The sequence below is a fragment of the Phyllobacterium sp. 22229 genome (assembly GCF_052056495.1).
GTDB classification, from domain to species: Bacteria; Pseudomonadota; Alphaproteobacteria; order Rhizobiales; family Rhizobiaceae; genus Phyllobacterium; species Phyllobacterium myrsinacearum.
The window spans coordinates 23,680-46,265 of the sequence record NZ_JBQEPA010000015.1; the positions used below are offsets into that span (position 1 = coordinate 23,680).

Genomic DNA, 22,586 nt, shown 5'->3' on the forward strand with positions numbered 1-22,586 from the left:
CCGAAATATCACGATTTGCCGCAACTGCCTAGAAACACTGGAAGTTTTCCAACTCAATTATCATAAACGCAGAAAATATAGATTAGCCGGCAGACGCAATCCGCGCCGCCTTCGCTTCGTGGCCGAGCTGCGGCTTGGCACCGGCAATCGCCGTGAGAATGTCCTCGAATATATCGGCGCAGGCTTCCCAGCTGAATCCCTGCAGGGTGGTGTCGGGATCGACGCTCCCCATGGCCAGGGCGCCCAGCGCCGCCTCGTGCAGATCGGCCGACAGAACGCCCGCGCCCGTCGCGCCGATGACATCCTTCGGCCCCGCCACCGGATAGGCGGCGACCGGCAGCCCGCAGGCAATCGCTTCCAGCAGCACCAGGCCGAACGTGTCGGTGCGGCTGGGGAAAACAAAGACATCGGCGCCCGCATAGTGGCGGGCAAGCTCCTCGCCCTCCTTCTTGCCGGCGAACACCGCGTCAGGGAATTTGCGCTTCAGCTCATCCATATCCGGCCCGTCGCCGACGACAAGTTTGGTACCCGGCAGATCGAGCGCCAGAAAGGCTTCAAGGTTTTTTTCCGGCGCAACACGGCCGACGCACAGGAAAACGGGATGCGCAAGGCCAAGATCGACATCCGCCTGCGGCCGGAACAGGTCGCGGTCGACACCGCGCGTCCACACGCGCAGCGTGTCGAAGCCGCGCTCGGTCAGTTCCTCATAGATGGACTGCGTCGGGACAAGGCAGGTTTCGGCGGCATTGTGGAACCGGCGCAGAAAGCCATAGGTCCAGGCCAGCGGAATGGGCAGGCGCTCGCGCAGATATTCGGGAAAGCGCGTATGAAAGCTGGTGGTGAAGCGCCACTTGTTCTTCAGGCAGGCGCGGCGCGCCATGATGCCGAGCGGGCCTTCCGTGGCGATATGCACGAAGGCAGGCTGCAATGCCTCGATCCGGGCTTTCACCGCCGCAGGATAGGTCAGTGCCAGCCGGATTTCCGGATAGGTGGGGCATGGAGCCGAGGGATAGTCCGCGGGCGAGATGATCGTCACCTCGACACCCCGCGCCTCCATCTGCTCGCGCAATTGGGTCAGGGTGCGCACCACGCCATTGACCTGCGGATGCCAGGCATCGGAGACAATGACCAGCCTGTTCATCGGATCGATCCCTGCAGGAGAAGCCATTCAGGCCGCATTCGCCGCCTTGGGACGCTTGTCCTCGAGTTTGACGACAGGCGCAAAGCCGGCCTTTTCCCCGATCAGATGCGTCCAGGAGATGAGTTCCATCTTGCCGTCGTGATGTTCGGCAATGGCGGTGCAGCTTTCAACCCAGTCGCCGGTGTTGATATATTCGATGCCATCGATTTGTTCGATGGTGGCGTGGTGGATGTGGCCGCAGATGACGCCATCGGCGCCGATGCGCCGGGCCTCGTCGGAAACGACGGTCTGGAAGGAACCGATGAAGTTGACGGCCTTCTTCACCCGGAATTTCGCCCAGGCAGAGAACGACCAGTAGCGCAGCCCAAGCATGCGCCGCACCTTGTTCATGATGGTGTTGATGGCCAGCGCCGCGTCATAGGCCCAGTCGCCGAGATAGGCGATGTGGCGGGCATTGCGCACGACGACGTCGAACTGGTCGCCATGGATCACGAGAAATTTACGGCCGTCAGCGGTTTCGTGCATCGTGCGGTCCATGACCTCAATGCCGCCGAAATGCGTGCCCTGGAAATCGCGCAGGAATTCGTCGTGGTTGCCGGCGATGTAGAGGATGCGGGCGCCCTTGCGGCTCTTGCGCAGCAGCTTCTGCACGATGTCGTTGTGCTCCTGCGGCCAGTGCCAGCTGCGGCGCAGACGCCAGCCATCGACGATATCGCCGACCAGATAGATCGTATCCGCATCGTGATATTTCAGGAAGTCCAGGAGGAAGGTCGCCTTGGCGCCTTTGGAACCAAGATGCACATCGGACAAAAAGAGCGTGCGAAACTTACGTGTCTCTGGCTCAACCATGAGGCTGATCTCCGTTCAGCGCCGGTACGCATCGGTACCTCTGGCCTGACAGAAACCTGATTCATGTCACAGTCTTATGACGCCGCTAAAAAGTCTATGGTTTCCTGCGATAAACACTTGTAACAAAATGGACTTCATTTATGGCTCTTCATGTCATTTATGCATGCTAAAAAGATTGAATCGCAAATCCCAAGTTGCGACCAGCCAATTTCCGGAGGATCTTATCCATGGCCAAGGACAATTCGCCCAACCAGTCCGACCTCGAAGAAAGCGCCCTGTTTTACCACCGCTTTCCGCAGCCGGGGAAACTGGAGATCCAGGCGACGAAGCCGCTTGGAAATCAGCGCGATCTTGCCCTTGCCTATTCTCCCGGTGTCGCCGCTCCCTGCCTGGCCATTCATGAAAACCCCGCCACGGCAGCCGATTATACCAGCCGCGCCAATCTCGTCGCCGTCATCTCCAACGGCACCGCCGTCCTTGGCCTTGGCAATATCGGGCCCCTCGCCTCCAAGCCGGTGATGGAAGGCAAGGCGGTTCTGTTCAAGAAATTCGCCGACATCGACGTCTTCGACATCGAGATCGACGCGCAGGAGATCAACAAGATCGTCGATGTCGTTGCCGCGCTCGAACCGACCTTTGGCGGCATCAACCTTGAGGACATCAAGGCGCCGGAATGTTTTGACGTGGAGGAGATCCTGCGCGCCAAGATGAACATTCCGGTGTTCCACGACGACCAGCACGGCACGGCGATCATCGTCGCCGCGGCCATCCTCAACGGCATGGAGCTGGCCGGCAAGGATCTGTCGAAGGTCAAGATCGTCGCGTCCGGCGCCGGTGCGGCGGCGCTCGCCTGCCTCAACCTGCTGGTCAAGCTCGGCGCCGACCGCAAGAACATCTGGGTCTGCGATCTCGACGGCGTCGTCTATGACGGCCGCAACACCCTGATGGACCGCTGGAAGTCGGTTTACGCCCAAAAGACAGATGCGCGCGTGCTGGCCGATGTCATCGGCGGTGCCGATGTGTTCCTCGGCCTGTCCGCCGCAGGTGTTCTGAAGCCGGACCTTTTGAAGCAGATGGCGCCGAACCCGCTGATCATGGCGCTGGCCAATCCCAATCCGGAAATCATGCCGGAGGAAGCACGCGCCGCACGCCCCGACGCCATGATCTGCACCGGACGCTCCGATTTCCCCAACCAGGTCAACAACGTCCTCTGCTTCCCCTATATCTTCCGCGGCGCTCTGGATTGCGGTGCGCGGGCGATCAATGAGGAAATGAAGATGGCGGCGGTCAAGGCCATCGCGGCGCTCGCCCGCGAGGAGCCATCGGACGTGGCGGCGCGCGCCTACTCCGGCGAAACACCGACCTTCGGCCCCAATTATCTCATTCCCTCGCCGTTCGATCCGCGCCTGATCCTGCGCATCGCGCCTGCGGTGGCCAAGGCCGCCATGGAAACCGGTGTGGCCGACCGCCCCATCGAGGATTTCGAGACCTATCTCGACAAGCTGAACCGCTTTGTCTTCCGCTCCGGCCTGATCATGAAGCCGATCTTCACCGCCGCACGGACTGCCGAGAAGAAACGGGTGATCTATTCCGATGGCGAAGACGAGCGCGTTCTGCGCGCAGCCCAGGTCGTGCTTGAGGAAGGCACGGCCATCCCGACGCTGATCGGCCGCCCGCAGGTCATCGAGACACGTCTCAAGCGCTATGGCCTGAAGATCAAGCTCGGCACCGATTTCGACATCATCAACCCGGAAGACGATCCGCGCTACCGCGACTATGTCGACCTCTTGGTGAACCTTACCGGCCGGCGCGGCACCACGCCGGAAGTGGCACGCACCATGGTCCGCGCCAGCGGCACGGTGATTGCAGCCCTGGCCATCATGCGCGGTGAAGCCGACGCGATGATCTGTGGTCTCGAAGGCCGTTTCGAGCGCCATCTGCGCAATGTCGACCAGATCATCGGCAAGCTTGAAGGCATCCGCAATTTCTCCGCGCTCAGCCTTTTGATTTCGCAGCGCGGCGTGCTGTTCCTGACCGATACCTATGTCAGCATCGATCCGACAGCCGAAGAGATCGCGGAAAAGACGGTTCTGGCCGCCAATGAAATCCGCCGCTTCGGCATCGAGCCCAAGGCAGCCCTGCTCTCGCATTCCAATTTCGGTTCGCGCGATTCCGAAAGTGCCGCCAAGATGCGCGCCGCTTCGGAAATCCTGCGCTCCAAGGCACCGGATCTGGAGCAGGATGGCGAAATGCATGGCGACTCCGCCCTGTCGGAAATCCTGCGCGAACGTGTCCTGCCGCATTCCCGCCTGAGCGGCGAAGCCAACCTCCTGGTCTTCCCCAATCTCGATGCGGCCAACATCACGCTCAACGTCGTCAAGACGGTCACCGATGCACTGCATGTCGGGCCCATTCTGCTCGGCGCCGCCAAGCCGGTGCATATTCTGACGCCGTCGGTGACATCGCGCGGTATCGTCAACATGACGGCTCTGGCCGTGGTCGAGGCTTCGCAGCGCGTGGAATAGCGCGCTGCCGTCTTATTGCTGCCGCACGTTCATGGATGGTTCAGGCGCAGTCAGCCAGTTTGGCTGCGCATGATCTTGCAGGACTAGACGCTATGAAACGGTTCATACACTTCGCGGCACTCGCAATGGGCACGCTGCTGTTGTCAACGCAGCTGGCGGCGGCCAAATCGGACGTTTGCAGCCGCATGGAACAGCGTCTGCGCGAACTCGACAATGATTTCGTCACCGACGAGTATGAGCTGAACCTGCGCCGCGACCGGGTGGAAGCTGCCATGGACGCCAACAATTGCTCGGCATCCTACGAACCCGACCGCGAAGTCCTGCCGCGTGAAGTCCTGCCGCGCGATGCGGAGCCCCGGCGCCGTCCCTATGAGGTCCTCGGAGGTCAGCGGCCGGTTGAAGACGAACCGCTGGAGAGCACCGCGCCGGTCTATGGCGGGCAATACCAGACGCTCTGCGTGCGCACCTGCGACGGCTATTACTTCCCCATTTCCTATGCAACCGGCGCGGAAAATTTCGGCCGCGACGAGGCACAGTGCCAGGCGCAATGCCCGGGCGCCAAACTGTTCTATCATTCGACCACCGGCGAAACCGTCGATCAGATGATTTCCCTGCGCGGTCAGGCCTATACGGATATGCCCAATGCGTTCAAATTCAGGAAAGCCGGCGCCAACGGTACACCGCAATGCTCCTGCCAGCGCACGGCAGGCAATTACACCACGCTTGGAAATCCCAAGGAAATAGCCAAGCAACCCGCACCTGCGGCCCCCGCGAGCAAACCGGCGCCTGTACAAACACAGCCCGCACTCAAACCAGCGGAACCGATCAAGCCGGTCGAACCCGTCAAGGCCGAACCGTTACCCCCTGCGGAGCCAGCCAAAAACCCCGAACCGGTCAAGCCGGCGGCACCGGCCGAGGCAAAGGCCGAACCGGCGGCGCCTGTGGTAGAGCCGGAGAAAAAACCGTCATCGATTATTCAGCTGGGCACACCCGCCGTGCCGAAAGTCGAAGCGGAACAGCCGAAGCCGCTGTCGCCGGACAGACCGATCGATCCCAACCGCAAGGTCAGGGTCGTCGGGCCAACGTTCCTTCCCGACCAAGAAGGGGCAGTAAATCTGCGAGCTCCGGGCCAGAAGCCAGCCCAGTAAGGGCAATGCGCAGGGGCATGAACAACGGCTTGCCCTTGCGTCCGCTCTGGGTCTTCACTGCCTCCGTCCACTGCTTCCAGGTCTCGCGGTTCCATGGCTCCTGCGGCAGAACATCGAAAGCGGCCGCAACGAAGTCATGATCTTCTGCAGCCAATGGCTCGTCACTGACGGGACCGTCCTGAATGACCGTCCACCACAGCGCCGCATCGGCAACGCGCGTGAGATTGCCGCGCACCGCCAGCCAGAAGGCTTCGGCCTTGTCACCGGCAATGCCCATCTCCCGCAAACGCTCCGCGGCCACATCAAACGGCATGGCATGGACCAGCGTGCGGTTCAGCGTGTCGAGTTCCGCCGGATCGAATTTCGACGATGATTTCGATGTCGCCTTCGGATCGAAGACTGCGGCGAGCGATGCCATGTCGGGCATGGCAACCACATTCTCCGACGTTCCCGTCAGCACGGCGAGACTGACCACGGCCATCGGCTCATAGCCGTCGCGGCGCAGGCTGCCGACGGACAGGGCGCCGGTGCGCTTGGACAAGCCCTCGCCCGACACTGTCGTCAGCAGGTTATGATGGCCCAGCGCCGGCGCCTTCGCCCCAAGCGCTTCGAAAATGGAGATTTGCACACCGCTGTTGGTGACGTGATCATCACCGCGGATGATGTGCGTAATGCCCATGTCGATATCGTCGACCACGGAGGTCAGCGTATAGAGATAGGTACCGTCTTCGCGCACCAGCACCGGATCGGAAAGCGAAGCAAGATCGACGGTTTCCTCGCCGCGTACGATGTCGTCCCAATGCACAATCGTGCGCGCGGGCGCGAACGGATCGTCCTTGAAATTCGGAAGCAGGAAACGCCAGTGCGGGCGATGCCCCTCCGCCTCCAGCTTGGCGCGATCCTCCGCCGTCAGTTTCAGCGCGTCGCGGCCATAGACCGGCGGCAGGCGGCGCGCAAGGCGCAGCTTGCGCTTGCGTTCCAGCTCTTCCGGGGTTTCGTAGCAGGGATAAAGCACGCCGGCAGCTTTCAGCTTTTCAACGGCGGCATCATAAAAGGCAAAGCGTTTCGACTGGTACTCCACCCGCACCGGCTTGATGCCTAGCCAATCAATGTCAGCGGCGGTCGCTTCGGCATATTCGGCCTTCGAACGCTCCACGTCGGTATCGTCGAAACGCAGGATCAATTGGCCATTGTGCTTCAGCGCGAACAGCCAGTTGAACAGGGCTGTGCGCGTGTTGCCGATGTGGATGTAGCCGGTCGGAGATGGTGCAAAACGGACGGTGATGGTCATGCGTCGGGCATATCGGAACGGCGCGTGAAGATCAATATGGGCCGCGCTTTCGCGCGGCCCACAGGATCAGTCGTCGGCCAGAACCAGGCCCTTGGTCAGTTCCAGCGCCTGCCGTTCGAACAGGCTGCGGTAGATACCGCCGTTCAGGCGGATCAGGGCTTCGTGATTGCCCTCTTCCACGATCTTGCCATGATCGAACACCAGCAGCCGGTCGAGCGCCCGCACCGTGGACAGCCGGTGCGCGATCACCAGGGTCGTCCGGCCCAGCATCAGCCGTTCCATGGCCTGCTGGATCAGCACCTCCGATTCCGAATCGAGGCTCGACGTTGCCTCATCCAGGATCAGAACCGGCGCATCCGCGAGGAAAGCCCGGGCAATGGCCACGCGCTGACGCTCACCGCCGGACAGCTTCACACCGCGTTCACCCACCAGCGTGCCATAGCCCTTCGGCAGGGCCATGATGAAGTCATGCGCGCTGGCCTGCCGGGCCGCTTCCTCGATCTCGCTTTGCGTGGCTGTCGGCCGCGCATAGGCGATGTTCTCGGCCAGCGTCCGGTGGAACAGGATCGGCTCCTGCTGCACGATGGCAATCTGCTGGCGCAGCGATGCCTGGGTGACATCAGAAATATCCTGACCGTCGATCAGGATGTGTCCCGCCTTCACATCGTGCAGGCGCTGGATCAGCTTGACGAACGTCGTCTTGCCCGAGCCGGAATGGCCGACAAGGCCGACGCGCTCACCCGCCCGGATCGTCACCGAGAACCGGTCATAGAGCGGTGCCCGGTGCGCCCCGTAGTGGAACGTCACATTGTCGAACACGATCTTGCCATTGGTGATCTGGATCGGCTTGGCGCCGGGCCGGTCATCAATGCCGAGCGGCTGACTCTGGATGTCAACAAGCTCTTCCATATCGTTGATCGAACGCTGCAAATTGCGGATGTGCATGCCGACTTCCCGCAGGTAGCCCTGCAGGATGAAGAACGACGTCAGCACGAAGGTGATGTCACCGGCACTTGCCTGCCCCCTGGACCACAGCCACAGGGCGAAGCCGATGACCGATGCCCGCAGGATGAGCAGCAGCGAGCCCTGCGTCGTGCCGTTGCGGGTGCCGCGGATCCACGTGCGCCGCGTCCGGTCCTGCCACTTGGCAAGAACTTTTAGCAGCCGTGCGTCCTCGCGCTTTTCCGCGCCGAAACCCTTCACCACCATGTTGCAGCTGACCGCATCCGCCAGCGAACCGCCGAGCTTGGTATCCCACCGATTGGCAAGGCTCGCCATCGGCGCGACATAGCCGAGCGACATCGCCACCGTCACGCCGACAAACACCAGCGACCCCATACCGATGATGACGCCCATCATGGGCCAGTACCAGGCCATCAGCACGGTCGAGCCGACAAGCATGACAACCGACGGAAACAGGGCCACCAGCAGCGTATCGTTGAGCAGGTCGAGCGCCCACATGCCGCGCGTGATCTTGCGCACCGTCGAGCCGGCAAAGCTGTTGGCATGCCAGTCCGTCGAGAAGCGCTGGACACGGAAGAAGGCGCCGGAAGCAATCTCCGACATCATTTTCAGCGTCAGCTTGACGATCGTCATAAAGGTGACGTGCCGCAGGATGATGGCGCCGAGCGACAGGGCCATCAGGGTCCAGAACGCAGCCATCGCCGCATCCCAGGCGATGGCATCCGTTGCCGCGCCATTGACCACCGCGTCGACCAGCCGCCCCGAATAGAGCGGTGTCAGCACGTCGGCCAGTGTCGAGAGCAGCACTGCACCAAGAATGATAGCCAGACGCACCGGCTGCTTTTGCCAGTGAACCCAGGTGAATCCGAGAACGCTGCGGAAGGCTCCGCCGCGCAAGGCGTTACGTAAAAATGCCATGACGATCGTCCGGTGCCAAAACGCACCGGCCTCAAATATGAATTTCAGATGAGAATGCCGCGCAACAGAACGATAAAATCAATGCGGCATAATTGGCTTGGCGACTCGCCTGAATACAGGAAAGGCCAATATCGGCGATGAGTGTTCTTGACCGGTGAAGTCAATTGAAAAGCCCTTGGGGCTTTTCATCATCACGTGTCAGGAACGGACGCCGCCCCGAGGGGACATTGAGAAAGCTGCCATTCTAAACCTCCCGGGCTTGATTGCCGGAGAGATGGCTTATAGGTGAATCGCCATCGGCCGCCAAGCGCCTATTTTTTGTGCAGCCGCTTTTCAAAATAGAGTGAGGCGCGATTGCAACACTAGACATAAGTCGTAGTCAAAAACGATGGTTGCAGGACGACCCGTGCGTGGTTCGAACCACGCACCCGGCACATGCAATCGGCCCTACCCCCGATCGCGGAACTTGTTGGTGATGGGATAGCGCCGGTCGCGGCCGAAGTTCTTGCGCGTCACCTTCACACCCGGCGCCGACTGCCGGCGCTTGTATTCGGCGAGATAGAGCAGGTGTTCGATCCGCTCGACCGTCTTGCGCTCATGGCCGCGCTCGACAATCTCGTCCACGCCCATCTCGTTCTCGACGAGGCATTCGAGAATATCGTCGAGCACCGGATAGGGCGGCAGCGAGTCCTGGTCCGTCTGGTTTTCCCGCAGCTCGGCGGACGGTGCCTTGCTGATGATATTTTCTGGGATGACGATACCCGATGGACCGAGGCCGCCTGCGGGCACATTCCTGTTGCGCCATTCCGACATGGCGTAGACCTGCATCTTGTAGATGTCCTTGATCGGGTTGTAGCCGCCGTTCATGTCGCCATAGAGCGTGGCATAGCCGACCGACATCTCCGATTTGTTGCCCGTCGTCACCACCATCGACCCGAACTTGTTGGAGATCGCCATCAGGATCGTGCCACGGGCCCGGCTTTGCAGATTTTCTTCGGTGATGCCTTCATTGGTGCCCTCGAACATCGAGCCCAGCGCTTTCAGAAAGCCTTCCACTGGTTCGAAGATCGGCACGATGTCATAGCGGCAGCCCAGCGCCTTGGCGCAGTCCTCGGCGTCCTTCAGCGAATCCTTCGACGTATAGGTATAGGGCATCATCACGGCGCGCAGACGCTCCTCGCCCAGCGCATCGACGGCCAGGGCCGCGCAGATCGCCGAGTCGATGCCGCCGGAAAGGCCGAGCACCACATCGTTGAAGCCGTTCTTGTTGACGTAGTCCCGCAGCCCCAGCATGCAGGCGCGGTACTGCGCCTCCTCACCCTCGGGGATTTTCGACATGGGGCCTTCCGAACAGGACCATCCGCCCTCGCCGCGCCGCCATGTCGTGACGATCAGTTGCTGTTCGAACTGCGACATCTGGAAAGCGATGGTCTTGTCCGGATTGAACGCAAATGACGCGCCGTCAAAAATCAGATCGTCCTGACCGCCGAGCTGGTTGGCGAAAATCAGCGGCAAACCGGTCTCGATCACCTGGCGCAGCACCACCTGATGGCGCACATCCACCTTGCCATTGTAGTAGGGCGAGCCATTGGGCACGCACAATATCTCCGCGCCACTCTCGGCCAGCGTTTCACACACACCAAGGTCGCCCCAGATATCCTCGCAGATCGGAATGCCGATGCGGATACCGCGGAAATTCACCGGTCCGGGCATCGGCCCCTGCTGGAACACCCGCTTCTCGTCGAACTCGCCATAGTTGGGCAGGTCCACCTTGAAACGCTCGGCGACAACCTTGCCGCCGTCCAGCACCATGACCGAATTGTGCAGGCCGCTGTCGCGCCGCAGCGGCGTGCCGATAATCACGCCTGGCCCGCCATCCGATGTATCAGCCGCAAACGCCCGTACCGCCTTTTCACAGGCTTCGATGAAGGCTGCTTTCAACACCAGATCTTCCGGTGGATAACCGGAAATGAACAGCTCCGTGAACAGGATGAGATCGGCGCCCTGCCGCGCCGCATCCGCGCGCGCTTCGCGCGCTTTTGCCAGATTACCCTTGATGTCACCCAGGACAGGATTGAGCTGGGCGATGGCGATACGGAGGATGTCAGGATTTTTGCTCATATTGAACATATATCATTTCGCTGGAGATTGAACAATGCGACTCACACGCGGTTTCAGGAAAAAAATACGTGCCAGAGCGTATAGAACCAGACGATGGCGACGAGAACAACCGAGATCAGCACAGCCAGAGATCCACAATCCTTGGCGATCTGGATGTCGCGCTGGAAATCCCGCGACACGGCGTTGCACGCCGCTTCAATGCCGGTGTTCAACACCTCGATCATGATCAGGATAAGCACCGAGCCGGTCAGAATCAGGAAAACCAGCACGGACGGCGCGATGGCAGCTGCGATGGGGATCGACAGGATGAAAAGGATGAGTTCCTGCTGAACCGCCTTTTCATGCACCGCCAGATGTCTCAGTGCCCGCATGGAATTGACGAATGCCAGTATTAGCCGCTGCATGGTGTGCTCCCGTCCGTCCGTAACGGCAGCTATAAAGCCAGATCGGGCGGCGTCAATCCTTCACGCGTTCCCGGCCCCTCAGTCGCCTGCAACCACGATGCCGCCGCCGCTCGCCACATATTTCGGCAGATCGTCGCCGATTTCGTAATAGTCGCCCTTGTCGCCGACGAAAATATGCACTTCTCCCTTGAGACTGGTCGGCTTGTCGAACGAACCGGCCATCACCGAGATGTAATCGAGATCATGGTGTTTCCAGAACATCACCGATCCGCAATTGCGGCAGAAGCCGCGCGCCGCATATTCGCTGGCGGCATACCATTTGATGTTTTCCTCACCCGTGATGGTGATGGCATCTTTCTGGACGTTCGTCGCCGCGTAGAAATGGCCGGATTGCTTGCGGCACTGCGAACAGTGGCAATAGACAATCCCGCGCAGCTCGCCATGCGTCTTGAAGCGGATGCCTCCGCACAGACACGATCCACTATGCAATTCCGGCATCAGAACAGCCTCCCGCTCAACACAGAAAAAGATCAGCTTTAGGCCTGGCGCCGGACGGTGCCTTGCGCAATCACGCCTTCGGCGCCCGCACCAGCGACACGCGCAGAAGCGCCGCGCCAATCACCGCCGACAGGAGCGATCCGAGTAGCACGCCCAGCTTTGTTTCATCCTGCAGCAAGGGCGAATTTGCGTAGGCGAGAAGGCCAATGAACAGGCTCATGGTGAAGCCGATACCGCACAACATCGAAACCCCATAGATCTGGAACCAGCTTGCACCCGCCGGGCGCTCCGCCAGCCGCAACTTGATGGCAAGAACCGCGAAGGCAAAGACGCCGATCTGCTTGCCGGCGAACAGGCCCGCCGCCACCCCAAGGGGGACGGGATCGGCAAGATTGGACAGCGAGACGCCGCTGAAGGACACGCCAGCATTGGCGAAACCGAAGATCGGAACGATGGCGAAGCCCACCCAGGGCTGGATGGCATGTTCCAGTTTGAGCAGCGGCGATTCGGCCGAAGCCTGCCCATTCTTGGCCCCGCGCATCGGAATTGTCAGCGCCAGGAGGACACCGGCCACCGTGGCGTGAACGCCCGATTTGAACACCAGAATCCACAGGATGACGCCGAGGACGAGATAGGCCCAGAGCCGCACCATGCCGAGACGGTTCATGGCCATCAGGATGATGAAGACACCGGCGGCACCGGCAACGGCGGGAATATTCAGCCCTTCCGAATAGAAGAGCGCAATGATGAGAACCGCACCCAGATCGTCAATAATGGCAAGCGCCGTCAGGAAAACCTTCAGGGACAAAGGCACGCGCGAGCCAAGCAGGGACAACACGCCGAGCGAGAAGGCGATATCCGTTGCCGATGGAATGGCCCAGCCCCGCGCCGTTTCAGTACCGGCGTTGAAGGCAAGGAAGATGGCGGCGGGCACCACCATGCCGCCGACCGCAGCGAACCCCGGCAATGCGCGCCGCGACCAGCTCGACAACTGGCCACTGATCATTTCACGTTTGATTTCCAGCCCGACCAGCAGGAAGAAGATCGCCATCAGCGCATCATTCACCCAGTGAAGAATACTCAGGCCGCCGACATAGGTCTTCAGAAGGCCGAAATAACCGTCACTGAGCGGTGAATTGGCAATGACCAGCGCTAGCGCGGCCACCACCATCAGGATGATGCCACCGGAGGCTTCGCTCTCGATGAAGGAACGGAAAGACGCTGTCAGACGGATTCGGCGCGAAGGTTTTGTTGTCATGGAACCTTGATAGAATCCAAAGACATAAATTTCCAGCCAAAACGGCCCGGCGTTCTGACAGATGCGTGATCAGGCTGCCGCGGTCGCCCCATCGCCCAAAACGAAGGGCGGCCTTGGAAAGACCGCCCCTCACACTTCATGACTGCTGTTCAGACGGATCAGCCGTTAACGGCGATCTTCTGCGGATGCGCATTGCGCTCCTTCTTGAGAAGCTCGGCAACGAGGAACGCCAGTTCCAGCGCCTGGTCGGCGTTGAGGCGCGGATCGCAATGGGTGTGGTAGCGGTCGGACAGATCTTCCGCCGAAATCGCCCGTGCACCACCGGTGCATTCCGTCACGTTCTTGCCGGTCATCTCGATGTGGATGCCACCCGGATAGGTGCCTTCCGCATGATGAACGGCGAAGAAGCCCTCGACTTCCTTCAGGATACGGTCGAAGGGCCGTGTCTTGTAGCCATTGGCCGTGATCGTGTTGCCATGCATCGGATCGCAGGACCAGACCACGTCGCGGCCTTCCTTCTGCACGGCACGGATCAGCTTGGGCAGATGGTCGCCCACCTTGTCATGGCCGAAACGGGCAATGAGGGTCAGACGGCCGGGCTCATTCTCCGGATTGAGCAGATCGATCAGCCTGATCAGGCCATCGGGCTCCAGCGAAGGGCCGCACTTCAGGCCAAGCGGGTTCTTGATGCCACGGCAGTATTCCACATGGGCATGGTCCGGCTGGCGCGTACGGTCGCCGATCCAGATCATATGGCCTGACGTGCCATACCAGTCGCCGGACGTGGAATCCACGCGGGTCAAGGCCTCTTCATAGCCAAGCAGCAAGGCTTCGTGGCTGGTGTAGAAATCCGTCTCGCGCAGCGTGTGGTTGGTTTCAGAGGTGATGCCGACGGCGCGCATGAAGTCCATCGTATCGGAGATGGTGCGGGCGAGTGACTCATAGCGCTCACCCTGCGGGCTGTCCGAAACGAAGCCGAGCATCCACTGGTGCACGTTCTCCAGGTTGGCATAGCCGCCCTGGGCGAAAGCGCGCAGAAGGTTCAGCGTTGCAGCCGACTGGCGATAGACCATTTCCTGGCGGTTCGGATCAGGAATGCGGGCAGCCTCGGTGAACTCCATGCCATTGATGATGTCACCGCGGTAGACCGGCAGCTCGATGCCATTCTTGGTTTCCGTATCGGCCGAGCGCGGCTTGGCGAACTGACCGGCAATGCGGCCGATCTTCACGACAGGCTGCGATGCGCCGAAGGTCAGGACAACCGCCATCTGCAGGAACACGCGGAAAAAGTCGCGGATATTGTCCGCGCCATGCTCGGCAAAGCTCTCGGCGCAGTCGCCGCCCTGCAACAGAAAACCCTGCCCTTTGGACACGGCTGCGAGCTGGCGCTTCAGCTTGCGCGCCTCACCTGCAAAAACCAGCGGCGGATAGGTACGAAGACGGCCCTCGACATCGCTCACAGCCTGAGCGTCCGGATAGAAAGGAGCCTGCTTGATTGGCTTGCCTCTCCAGGAAGTCGGTGTCCAGTTCTTCGTCATTATTGCACCTGTTTTCTATTGTCCGCACTGGGTAGCGGTGGTTTGCGTTTTCCGGTTGCTCCGGAAGGCGCTCATATAGTGGAAATATCCCCAATATACCAGTCCCGTTAAGGTTTGTGGCGCAAACACGAAATCGAGATTGTCGCTGGCGGCTTTTTGATTTACGTTAACGTCAAAGTCAAAATTGGAGCGGCCGATGCGCGACGTTGCCTTTCAAGCCTCTGATGGCTTTCCCCTGCATGGCAGCATGTTTGACGGAAATGGCGACGGGCCCGCCGTCCTGATCTCGTCCGCCGCTGCTGTTCCCAACTCGTTTTACCGGCACTTTGCCCATCAATTGCTCGATTGCGGCGCGTCCAGGGTGCTGACCTATGATTATCGCGGCGTCGCGAAATCCAGAACGCCGAAGGGATGGACCCGGCGCCTCGGCATGAAAGACTGGGGCGTGCTCGATTTTCCCGCGGCGGTCGATAGTCTCAGGCGCGCGGCCGGCGACCGGCCGCTGGTGGGCATCGGCCATTCCTATGGCGGCCTTGCGCTTGGCCTCAGCAACCGGTCATCCGATTTTGCCCGCTATACGTCGCTTGCGTCGCTCTCCGGCTATTACCGCTATACGGCCGAACCGTATTCCGTCTTTGCCAAGATGAACTTCCTTGCCCTGCCCCTGGCGCTCTCGCTCGGGCGCGTGCCCAAATGGAGCGGCATCGGCGAGGAACTGCCCGGCAGCGTCTTCCAGGACTGGGCCCGCTGGTGCCGCAATCCCAACTTCCTTTTCGGCGATGCAAGAACACCGGAATCGAAGCATTTTCACGCGGTGCGCACGCCCCTTCTTGCCGTCGGACTGACCGACGATCCCTGGGGAACGCCGAAGGCAATCGATCACCTTTTGACCCATTACAGCAATGCGCCGACAAACCAGCTGTGGCTATCCCCCGAACAATCGACCGGCGGTGCAATCGGTCACCTCGGCTTCTTCCGCAAACACCATGCCGCGACCCTGTGGCCGCCCGTCATCGACTGGCTGCTTCACGGGAAGGTGCCGCACGGCGCAACGCACCGCGCTGAACAACGCGTTGCCTAAAAGAACGGCTGTGCTTGTTCAGGCGTAGGGCGTGCCTGCCATCGCGGCTTTCAGGCCGAGGGTTCCCTGATCGACAAGCCCGAGGAAGACGGCTGTCGCTTCCCGCGCATCCTGTTTCAACTGAAAGGAGCGGTGCGCCTGGACGAAAGCCGTGGTCCAAGTCGCCAGAAGCAGCCCGGCGGCCAGATCGGCATCGCGGTCGGCTGGTTCCCGCCCCGCGCTCTCGGACAGGGCCAGACTGATGGTCTGCGCAAGCTCGTCGCGGATCGCCCTTGCCCGGGCCTTCAGGGTTTCGCTGCCCTCGATCGTCGCCATGAAGGCCTGGCTCCTGACCGAAAACCTTAGATAAGGAACGTCCTCCGCAGCCAGCCGGTGTGCCAGCAGGCGCAATGTCTCGACCGGAGTGACGTCCGGCTCGCGCCGCTGCAAAGCATTGCGCAGCATCTCGCGCCCCTCTTCCTCGCGGTCGAAGAACATATCCTCCTTGCGGGGAAAGTGATTGAACACGGTCATCCGCCCGACGTCGGCAGCAGACGCAATCTCGTCCACCGTCACATGATCGAAGCCACGCTGCATGAAAAGCCGGGTGGCGGCGATGGAAATGCTTTGGCGGGTGGCGAGGCGCTTACGGGATCGGCGGTCGGATGGCACTGTCATGGCTGTGCTGATAGCACGATTTGTATACTGAGTACAATTTTGTATTGACACAAAGCGCCGGCTGATCCCATATAAATGTACTGAGTACATATTAGGATCAAGTATATGAAACATGCCATTGATGTTGTGGTCGTGGGCGCCGGACCCGTCGGGCTCCTCACCGCCATCGAACTGACTTTGGGCGGTGCGCGCGTTCTGGTGCTGGAGCGCCTGCCCAAGCCGAGCCTGGAAATGAAGGCCGGCGGGCTCGGACCATTGGGGCTTGAGGCGTTGCAGCGGCGTGGCATGACGGCCGCCATCGCCGCTGCGGAGGCGAACAGTTTCGCCGCGATGGCGCAGTCCGGACTGGACCCGCGGGCCAAGGGATCGAAGTATAGCGGCCATTTCGCCGGCCTCTCGCTGATCCGCAAGGACGCGCAGACAGAGCCGGAACGCCGCGCCCGCCCCGTGGACCAGCAGGCCCTTGAAGCCATGCTGGCCGACCGCGCATGTGCGCTTGGAATCGATGTCCGCCGCAGCTGCGATGTCACCCGCTTCATCGCGCAGACCGACGGCATTGACGTGGAATGGACATCTCCGGCAGGCGTGGACCGCATTCGCTGCGCCTATCTCGCCGGTTGCGACGGGGGACGCAGTTCGATCCGCAAGATGGCCGGTTTCGATTTCCCCGGCACGCCGCCCTCATCCACCTTCTACCAGGCTGTTGCCGATATCGATGATCCCGACCGCCTGGCCCCGATGGGCTGGCGGCGCGCACCGGGCGGCATCTTCTCCTACGGGCCGTTCCCCGGCCGGCTGGTGATGATCGAATTCGCAGGTCCGCCGCAGGACCGGCAGGCGCCGGTCACGCGGGAGGAGATCGAAGCGGTTCTGCGCCGTGTCAGCGGTGCCGATGTCCGCGTCAAGGCACTCGAAAGCGGGAGCCGGTGGACTGACAACACGCGGCTTGTCGACACCTACCGCAAGGACCGGGTGCTGCTGGCTGGCGATGCCGCGCATATCCATACGCCATTCGGCGGTCAGGGCTTGAGCCTCGGGCTGGTGGATGCCGCCAATCTCGGCTGGAAGCTCGCCGCGGTCATTCGCGGCGAAATGCCAGAAAGCCTGCTTGATACCTATACGGACGAGCGACGCCCCGTCGCCGAAGCCGTTCTGGCGAACACGCTTGCCCAGATGGCCATCATGCGGCCCGATCCGCAGGCGGGCGCGATGCGGGACATCATCGTCAAGCTCTTGCAATTCGACGACGTCAACCGCTTCATCGGCGCGATGATGAGCGGCCTTTCCGTCCGTTACGATCTCGGATCGGAACGGGACGAGGTAGGCCGGCTGACCGGCGACCGGCCGGTCAGCCACGGCAACGCCGGTATCGCGCTTTACGATCTGATGCAGGATGGGATGGGCGTTTTTCTCGATGCATCCGCCGGCGGCAAGGCTTCCAGCCTCGTTGCCGCCCGCGCAGGAAGGGTGCGGTGCATCGCCGCCGATGCGGGGCCTTCCCTGCTGATCCGTCCGGATGCCTGCATTGCCTGGGCAGGTGATGGCGACAGCACGGATGGGTTGGAGCAGGCACTCCAGCGCTGGTTCGTGCCGCCGCAAGCGTGACCCCGTGAGCCTTGACCGGCGCAAGGGCTCGATATCAGCCGGCACGCACTCCGTCGACGATCCGGTATGTCGGCTTGTACATCGTCACCAGTTCCTCGGCGGCCGTCGGGTGCACCGCCATGGTGCGGTCAAAATCGTCCTTGGTGCATCCGGCTTTCATGGGAATGGCCAGAAGCTGTGCCATTTCGCCCGCATCGGGCCCAAGAATGTGCGCGCCGACCACTTTGCGGCTTGCCGCGTCGACAATCAGTTTCGTCAGCATCTTCTCCGTGCTGCCGGACAGTGTGTTGCGCATCGGACGGAACACGGCCCGGTAGACTTCGATCTCCTTGAACTGTCGTGCCGCATCCTGCTCGGTCAAGCCGACCGTTCCGATTTCCGGCTGCGAAAACACCGCCGTTGCAATCAGCGCGTGATCCGGCTGCGTCGGGTTGTTCTTGAAGGCGGTCTCGAGAAAGCACATGGCTTCATGAATGGCGACCGGCGTCAACTGCACCCGGTTGGTGACATCGCCAACCGCCCAGATGTTTTGCCTGCTCGTGCGTGAGTAGCCGTCCACCTTGATTGCACCCGTCTCGTCAACGGCAACACCGGCAGCCTCGAGGCCGAGTGATGCCGTGTTCGGCACGCGGCCGATGGCCAGCATCACCTGATCGGCAACAAGGGCATCCCCGCCCGACAGATGCACCAGTTTGCGTCCGTCGTCCTGGCGTTCGACCTTGGTGATGATTTCCGTGCAACGGATATGAATGCCCTTCTCCGCCATGGCCGCATGCAGCATCTGGCGCAGATCCTGATCGAAGCGCGACAATATCTCCCTGCCGCGGTAGACAAGCGTCGTATCGACGCCAAGGCCATGGAAAATATTGGCGAATTCCACCGCGATGTAGCCGCCGCCTTCGATCACAATGGCCTTCGGCAGCCTATCCAGATGAAACGCTTCATTCGAGCTGATGCAGAATTCATTGCCTGGCAGCGAGGGGTGCGGGCTGGGGTGGCCGCCGACGGCGATCAGAATCTGGTCAGCGGTCACCCGCTTGCCGGTCTTGAGGATTTCAATCGTGTGATCGTCGATCAGCACAGCGCGGCTTTCGAAAATCTCCACGTCGGAGTTTTCCAGCCCCTTGCGGTAAAGCCCCTCCAGACGGGCGATCTCGCGATCCTTGTTGGCGATCAGCGTCGGCCAGTCGAAGGTGCTCTTGCCGACGGTCCAGCCATAACCGGCCGCCGCATCGAAATGCTCCTGGAATTGCGAGGCATAGACGAAGAGCTTCTTGGGCACGCAACCGCGAATAACGCATGTACCGCCCATGCGGTATTCCTCCGCCAGCCCGACCCGCTTGCCCATGGCTCCCGCCAGGCGTCCCGCGCGGACACCGCCGGACCCGCCGCCGATGACAAAGAGGTCATAGTCATAGGTCGCCATTTACACGCACTCCGAATCTGTTCTGCTGCCGGTCACTTTACATGGGTTTTATCCCGTCGCTTTAAAAGAACAAAGCCCGGCTTTGACACCGGGCTTTGCAAACAGTCAGGAAGACAAAAGGATCAGGGCTTCGGCTTGGCAGGGGCTGCCGGCTTGGCCGGTGCCTTTGCCGGGGCTTTGGCAGGCGCTTCCGGCGCTGCCGGTGTTTCTGGCGCTGGCGTTACCGGTGCGGTCGCTGCGGCGGCAGCGACAACTTTCTCGGCGACGGCCTGCGCAAGATCGCGGGCAATGCCATTGCGCCAGATGGTGGCAGCCTTCATGACTTCGCGCGTCGCGATCGGGCCTTCGGACAGAAGCTTCTTGCCGGCCGGCGAATTGTAGAAACCGGTGATGGCATTCAGCTCTTCCTCGGAAAAGGAAACGGCGTAGGCACGGGCGGCTTCATTTTCGAGATCGACACGGCGGGCGGCCAGGGCCAGAGCCTGCTCGTCAACGGTGGAACTGATGATGGACTCAAGATTGGGGTCCTTGTCGATCAATTGCGCTTTCAGGTTCTGCGCCGCGTCCGGCAGAATCGAGTCGAACGCATCGGTTGCCTTGATCGCTGCGATAGCGGCACGGGCAGCGGAGAGATGCGATGCGGTGATTTCCTGCGCCTGTGCAGTATAAAGACTGCCCAGCATGATCGCGACAGACAGAGGTGCAATCAAACGGCGAAAGCCAGTTGCTCGGTTCATGGATTTATTGCTCCGTTTTTCTCAAGACTTTGCCTGTTAAGGCTGTGTTCGTGTTCGTATGCCGTCAGCACCGGCCAGAATAGCCACGCGCGCCAGCCCCAGAAATAGTCCATGCTCCACAACGCCCGGTATGGCGTGCAGAGCGTTTGACAACGCTCTTGTATCCGGAATGCGGCCAAAAGATGCATCCAGGATCAAATGCCCGCCGTCTGTAACAAATGCTTCGCCTCCCGTCATCCTCAATGTAAGGGAACCGGACAGATCAAGCGCGGCAGCCGCCTTTTCGATGGCGATTTTCGTTGCCGCAAGACCAAAACGGTTCACTTCGATCGGCAGCGGGAACTTGCCGAGCACCTCGACATTCTTCGACTCGTCCGCAATCACAACCATTTGCGCCGACGCGGCAGCCACGATCTTTTCGCGCAGCAGCGCGCCGCCGCCGCCCTTGATCAAGGCAAGCTCAGGGCCGATCTCGTCGGCGCCATCGATCGTCAGATCCAGAACCGGCGTTTCCTCCAGCGTGGTCAGCCTGACGCCAAGCTCCTGGCACAGCGCCGCCGTGCGTTCCGATGTCGGCACGCCGATGACATCAAGGCCAGCGGCGACCTTTTCCGCCAGAAGGCGAACAAACTCTTCAGCGGTGGAGCCGGTGCCGATACCCAGGCGCATGCCATTTTTCACATAGGTCAGCGCTTCGGCAGCCGCCTTGATCTTCAGTGTCCTGGCATCCATCCTCGGCGCCCTCTCCCTGCTTTGACTTGACACCAGTGGTCCGATTCTGACATTCGCATATGGTGCGTGATGTCAAAATGGGATGTGAATGTCACATTCGTTCCATTTGGCTCCCTAACACGTCAGACAGACGGGTCAAGGCTCGATACATGATTTCGCCCCAGACATTAGCGGATCGTACCACGCCTGAAATGCATAAATCGCTGATATCCTCATTCGAACCTCAAATTTGCAGGTGCACTTAATGTCCAAACCTATTGTTGTTTTCGATCTCGATGGCACCCTGGTCGATACCGCCCCGGACCTGCTCGACAGTCTCAACCACTGTCTTGAAGCGGCCGGCATGCATAAAGTCGATCCGGTTGCCCTGCGCCGCTACGTCGGCCAAGGCGGACGCGTGATGATCGAGCGGGCATTCGAGGCACAGCAGAAAATCCTCAGCCCGGAACAGCTCGACTGGCTGGTCGGTCTCTTCCTCGAGCACTACGGCAAACACATGCCCGGTCATTCCGCGCTCTACGAGGGCGTGGAGGACGTGATGAACAATCTTGCCAAGGCCGGTTATCTGCTTGCCGTGTGCACGAACAAGTTCGAGGGCCTTTCCGTCAGCCTTTTGACGGCGCTCGGGCAGACGCAGCGCTTTGCCGCCATCTGCGGATCGGACACGTTCGCGTTCCGCAAACCCGATCCCCGCCACCTTTTCGAGACCATTGCCAAGGCGGGCGGCGACCGCGACCGCGCCCTGATGATCGGCGACAGCCGGACGGACATCGACACCGCCAAAGCAGCCGGCATTCCCGTGGTTGCCGTGGATTTCGGCTATTCGGACCTGCATGTGTCGAGCTACGGGCCAAGCAAGGTCATTTCACACTATCGTGAATTGAATGTTGACCTCGCCGAACGTCTGATCAATGCGGTCAACGCCTGATTTTGCTTGAATCGGAAAGACTTAGCTTTCTCGCCGGCACATTGTCCGAAGATTGGGAATGGAACAAAGTCTGCAATCATGCGTTGCATACTTTGATCGATACTACGCCAATAGGTGTATTATCGGAGTTTCCACGCATTCATGAAAACGAGGGTACGCATCTTCGGGATTTCAGGAGGAAATATGAGAAAGCTTGTTTCGTTGTTCACTGCCGCCGTCATGTCGGTTGGCATGGTTTCCGCAAGCTCCGTGGCCAGTTATTCCGCCCCTATGGTGCCCCTATCCATCGAAGGCTCGAATCCGGTCAAGGAAGTGCGCGATGGCGGCAATTGGCGGATGCGCCATGGCTGGCGCGGCGGTGGCGGCCATTGGCGCGGTGACCGCGGCTGGCGCGGCAATCGCGGCTGGCACGGTAACAGGGGATGGCGCGGCGACCGCTACTGGTACCGGGGGCATCGCGGATATCGCGACTACCGGCCCGGCTATCGCTATTATAATGGCGCCTGGTTCCCGCTCGCGGCGTTCGCAGGCGGCCTGATCATCGGCAACGCCATCAACAATGACCGCGTTGTCAGCCGCGGCTCGAGCTATCACACACGCTGGTGCTACAACCGCTACCGGTCGTACCGGGCCTATGACAATACATACCAGCCCAATAACGGCCCGCGCCGCCAGTGCGTTTCACGATAAGGCGAAACGGAACAGCTTGATTCACGAACCCGGCCGCATCAGCGGCCGGGTTCACTTTGGTGTGTTGCCGCCTATG

At 60.8% G+C, this 22,586-nt stretch carries 19 protein-coding genes; 6 read left to right on the forward strand and 13 right to left on the reverse strand.

The annotated features are described in order from the left end of the window. Positions 1 to 82: 82 nt before the first annotated feature. Together ACTJJ7_RS18285 and ACTJJ7_RS18290 are read right to left on the reverse strand one after the other, a co-directional pair. Positions 83 to 1,168: a glycosyltransferase family 4 protein gene (locus ACTJJ7_RS18285; protein WP_342588449.1), complete on the reverse strand. Its 1,086-nt coding sequence runs from the start codon at positions 1,166 to 1,168 to the stop codon at positions 83 to 85. Continuing rightward, positions 1,169 to 1,990: a UDP-2,3-diacylglucosamine diphosphatase gene (locus ACTJJ7_RS18290; RefSeq protein ID WP_105732402.1), complete on the reverse strand. Its 822-nt coding sequence runs from the start codon at positions 1,988 to 1,990 to the stop codon at positions 1,169 to 1,171. 227 nt (positions 1,991 to 2,217) lie between these two features. On the opposite strand from ACTJJ7_RS18290, the gene ACTJJ7_RS18295 reads away from it, so the two are divergent. Further along, complete coding sequence (locus ACTJJ7_RS18295; protein ID WP_130270272.1) at positions 2,218 to 4,515, forward strand: NADP-dependent malic enzyme; 2,298 nt, start codon at positions 2,218 to 2,220, stop codon at positions 4,513 to 4,515. Positions 4,516 to 4,607: 92 nt separating this feature from the next. Further along, on the forward strand, positions 4,608 to 5,663 hold the full coding sequence (locus ACTJJ7_RS18300; protein ID WP_440968403.1) for a DUF2865 domain-containing protein: 1,056 nt from the start codon (positions 4,608 to 4,610) through the stop codon (positions 5,661 to 5,663). On the opposite strand, the gene gltX is transcribed toward ACTJJ7_RS18300, so the two are convergent. From gltX to ACTJJ7_RS18335, 7 genes are all read right to left on the reverse strand, one after another. Then, on the reverse strand, positions 5,581 to 6,954 hold the full coding sequence (gene gltX, locus ACTJJ7_RS18305) for a glutamate--tRNA ligase (RefSeq protein WP_440968404.1): 1,374 nt from the start codon (positions 6,952 to 6,954) through the stop codon (positions 5,581 to 5,583). The genes ACTJJ7_RS18300 and gltX overlap by 83 nt on opposite strands. A 66-nt stretch (positions 6,955 to 7,020) precedes the next feature. Then, entirely contained in the window at positions 7,021 to 8,835 is a 1,815-nt protein-coding gene (locus ACTJJ7_RS18310; protein ID WP_440968405.1) for an ABC transporter ATP-binding protein, read from the reverse strand. Positions 8,836 to 9,282: 447 nt separating this feature from the next. After that, entirely contained in the window at positions 9,283 to 10,956 is a 1,674-nt protein-coding gene (locus tag ACTJJ7_RS18315) for an NAD+ synthase (protein WP_440968406.1), read from the reverse strand. Positions 10,957 to 11,009: 53 nt separating this feature from the next. Continuing rightward, positions 11,010 to 11,360: a diacylglycerol kinase gene (locus ACTJJ7_RS18320; protein ID WP_105732397.1), complete on the reverse strand. Its 351-nt coding sequence runs from the start codon at positions 11,358 to 11,360 to the stop codon at positions 11,010 to 11,012. 78 nt (positions 11,361 to 11,438) lie between these two features. After that, positions 11,439 to 11,858, reverse strand: a complete 420-nt coding sequence (locus tag ACTJJ7_RS18325; RefSeq protein WP_130270262.1) for a GFA family protein — start codon at positions 11,856 to 11,858, stop codon at positions 11,439 to 11,441. A gap of 70 nt (positions 11,859 to 11,928) precedes the next feature. After that, positions 11,929 to 13,116 carry a Na+/H+ antiporter NhaA gene (nhaA, locus tag ACTJJ7_RS18330; protein WP_440968407.1) on the reverse strand — a complete coding sequence of 396 codons (1,188 nt, stop codon included), beginning with the start codon at positions 13,114 to 13,116 and terminating at the stop codon, positions 11,929 to 11,931. Positions 13,117 to 13,274: 158 nt separating this feature from the next. Continuing rightward, a complete protein-coding gene (locus ACTJJ7_RS18335; protein ID WP_105732394.1) occupies positions 13,275 to 14,654 on the reverse strand; it encodes a class II 3-deoxy-7-phosphoheptulonate synthase in 1,380 nt (459 codons plus the stop codon). A gap of 196 nt (positions 14,655 to 14,850) precedes the next feature. Here ACTJJ7_RS18335 and ACTJJ7_RS18340 point away from each other — a divergent pair, with 196 nt between their 5' ends. Continuing rightward, a complete protein-coding gene (locus ACTJJ7_RS18340) occupies positions 14,851 to 15,735 on the forward strand; it encodes an alpha/beta hydrolase family protein (protein WP_440968408.1) in 885 nt (294 codons plus the stop codon). A gap of 18 nt (positions 15,736 to 15,753) precedes the next feature. On the opposite strand, the gene ACTJJ7_RS18345 is transcribed toward ACTJJ7_RS18340, so the two are convergent. Next, a complete protein-coding gene (locus tag ACTJJ7_RS18345) occupies positions 15,754 to 16,392 on the reverse strand; it encodes a TetR/AcrR family transcriptional regulator (RefSeq protein ID WP_440968409.1) in 639 nt (212 codons plus the stop codon). 105 nt (positions 16,393 to 16,497) lie between these two features. On the opposite strand from ACTJJ7_RS18345, the gene ACTJJ7_RS18350 reads away from it, so the two are divergent. Beyond that, positions 16,498 to 17,997, forward strand: coding sequence for an FAD-dependent monooxygenase (locus ACTJJ7_RS18350; RefSeq protein WP_440968410.1), 1,500 nt, complete (start codon positions 16,498 to 16,500; stop codon positions 17,995 to 17,997). A gap of 34 nt (positions 17,998 to 18,031) precedes the next feature. Here the strand turns inward: ACTJJ7_RS18350 and gor are convergent, their stop codons facing one another. The 3 genes from gor to rpiA form a co-directional block, all read right to left on the reverse strand. Beyond that, positions 18,032 to 19,423: a glutathione-disulfide reductase gene (gene gor / locus ACTJJ7_RS18355; RefSeq protein WP_440968411.1), complete on the reverse strand. Its 1,392-nt coding sequence runs from the start codon at positions 19,421 to 19,423 to the stop codon at positions 18,032 to 18,034. A 122-nt stretch (positions 19,424 to 19,545) separates the two neighbouring features. Beyond that, positions 19,546 to 20,160: a DUF2059 domain-containing protein gene (locus ACTJJ7_RS18360; RefSeq protein ID WP_105732389.1), complete on the reverse strand. Its 615-nt coding sequence runs from the start codon at positions 20,158 to 20,160 to the stop codon at positions 19,546 to 19,548. A gap of 36 nt (positions 20,161 to 20,196) precedes the next feature. After that, a complete protein-coding gene (gene rpiA, locus ACTJJ7_RS18365) occupies positions 20,197 to 20,892 on the reverse strand; it encodes a ribose-5-phosphate isomerase RpiA (RefSeq protein WP_105732388.1) in 696 nt (231 codons plus the stop codon). A 244-nt stretch (positions 20,893 to 21,136) separates the two neighbouring features. Here rpiA and ACTJJ7_RS18370 point away from each other — a divergent pair, with 244 nt between their 5' ends. Both ACTJJ7_RS18370 and ACTJJ7_RS18375 read left to right on the forward strand, forming a co-directional pair. After that, positions 21,137 to 21,820, forward strand: a complete 684-nt coding sequence (locus tag ACTJJ7_RS18370; RefSeq protein ID WP_105732387.1) for an HAD family hydrolase — start codon at positions 21,137 to 21,139, stop codon at positions 21,818 to 21,820. A gap of 183 nt (positions 21,821 to 22,003) precedes the next feature. Then, entirely contained in the window at positions 22,004 to 22,510 is a 507-nt protein-coding gene (locus tag ACTJJ7_RS18375) for a BA14K family protein (protein ID WP_105732386.1), read from the forward strand. The last annotated feature ends 76 nt before the right edge of the window (positions 22,511 to 22,586 follow it).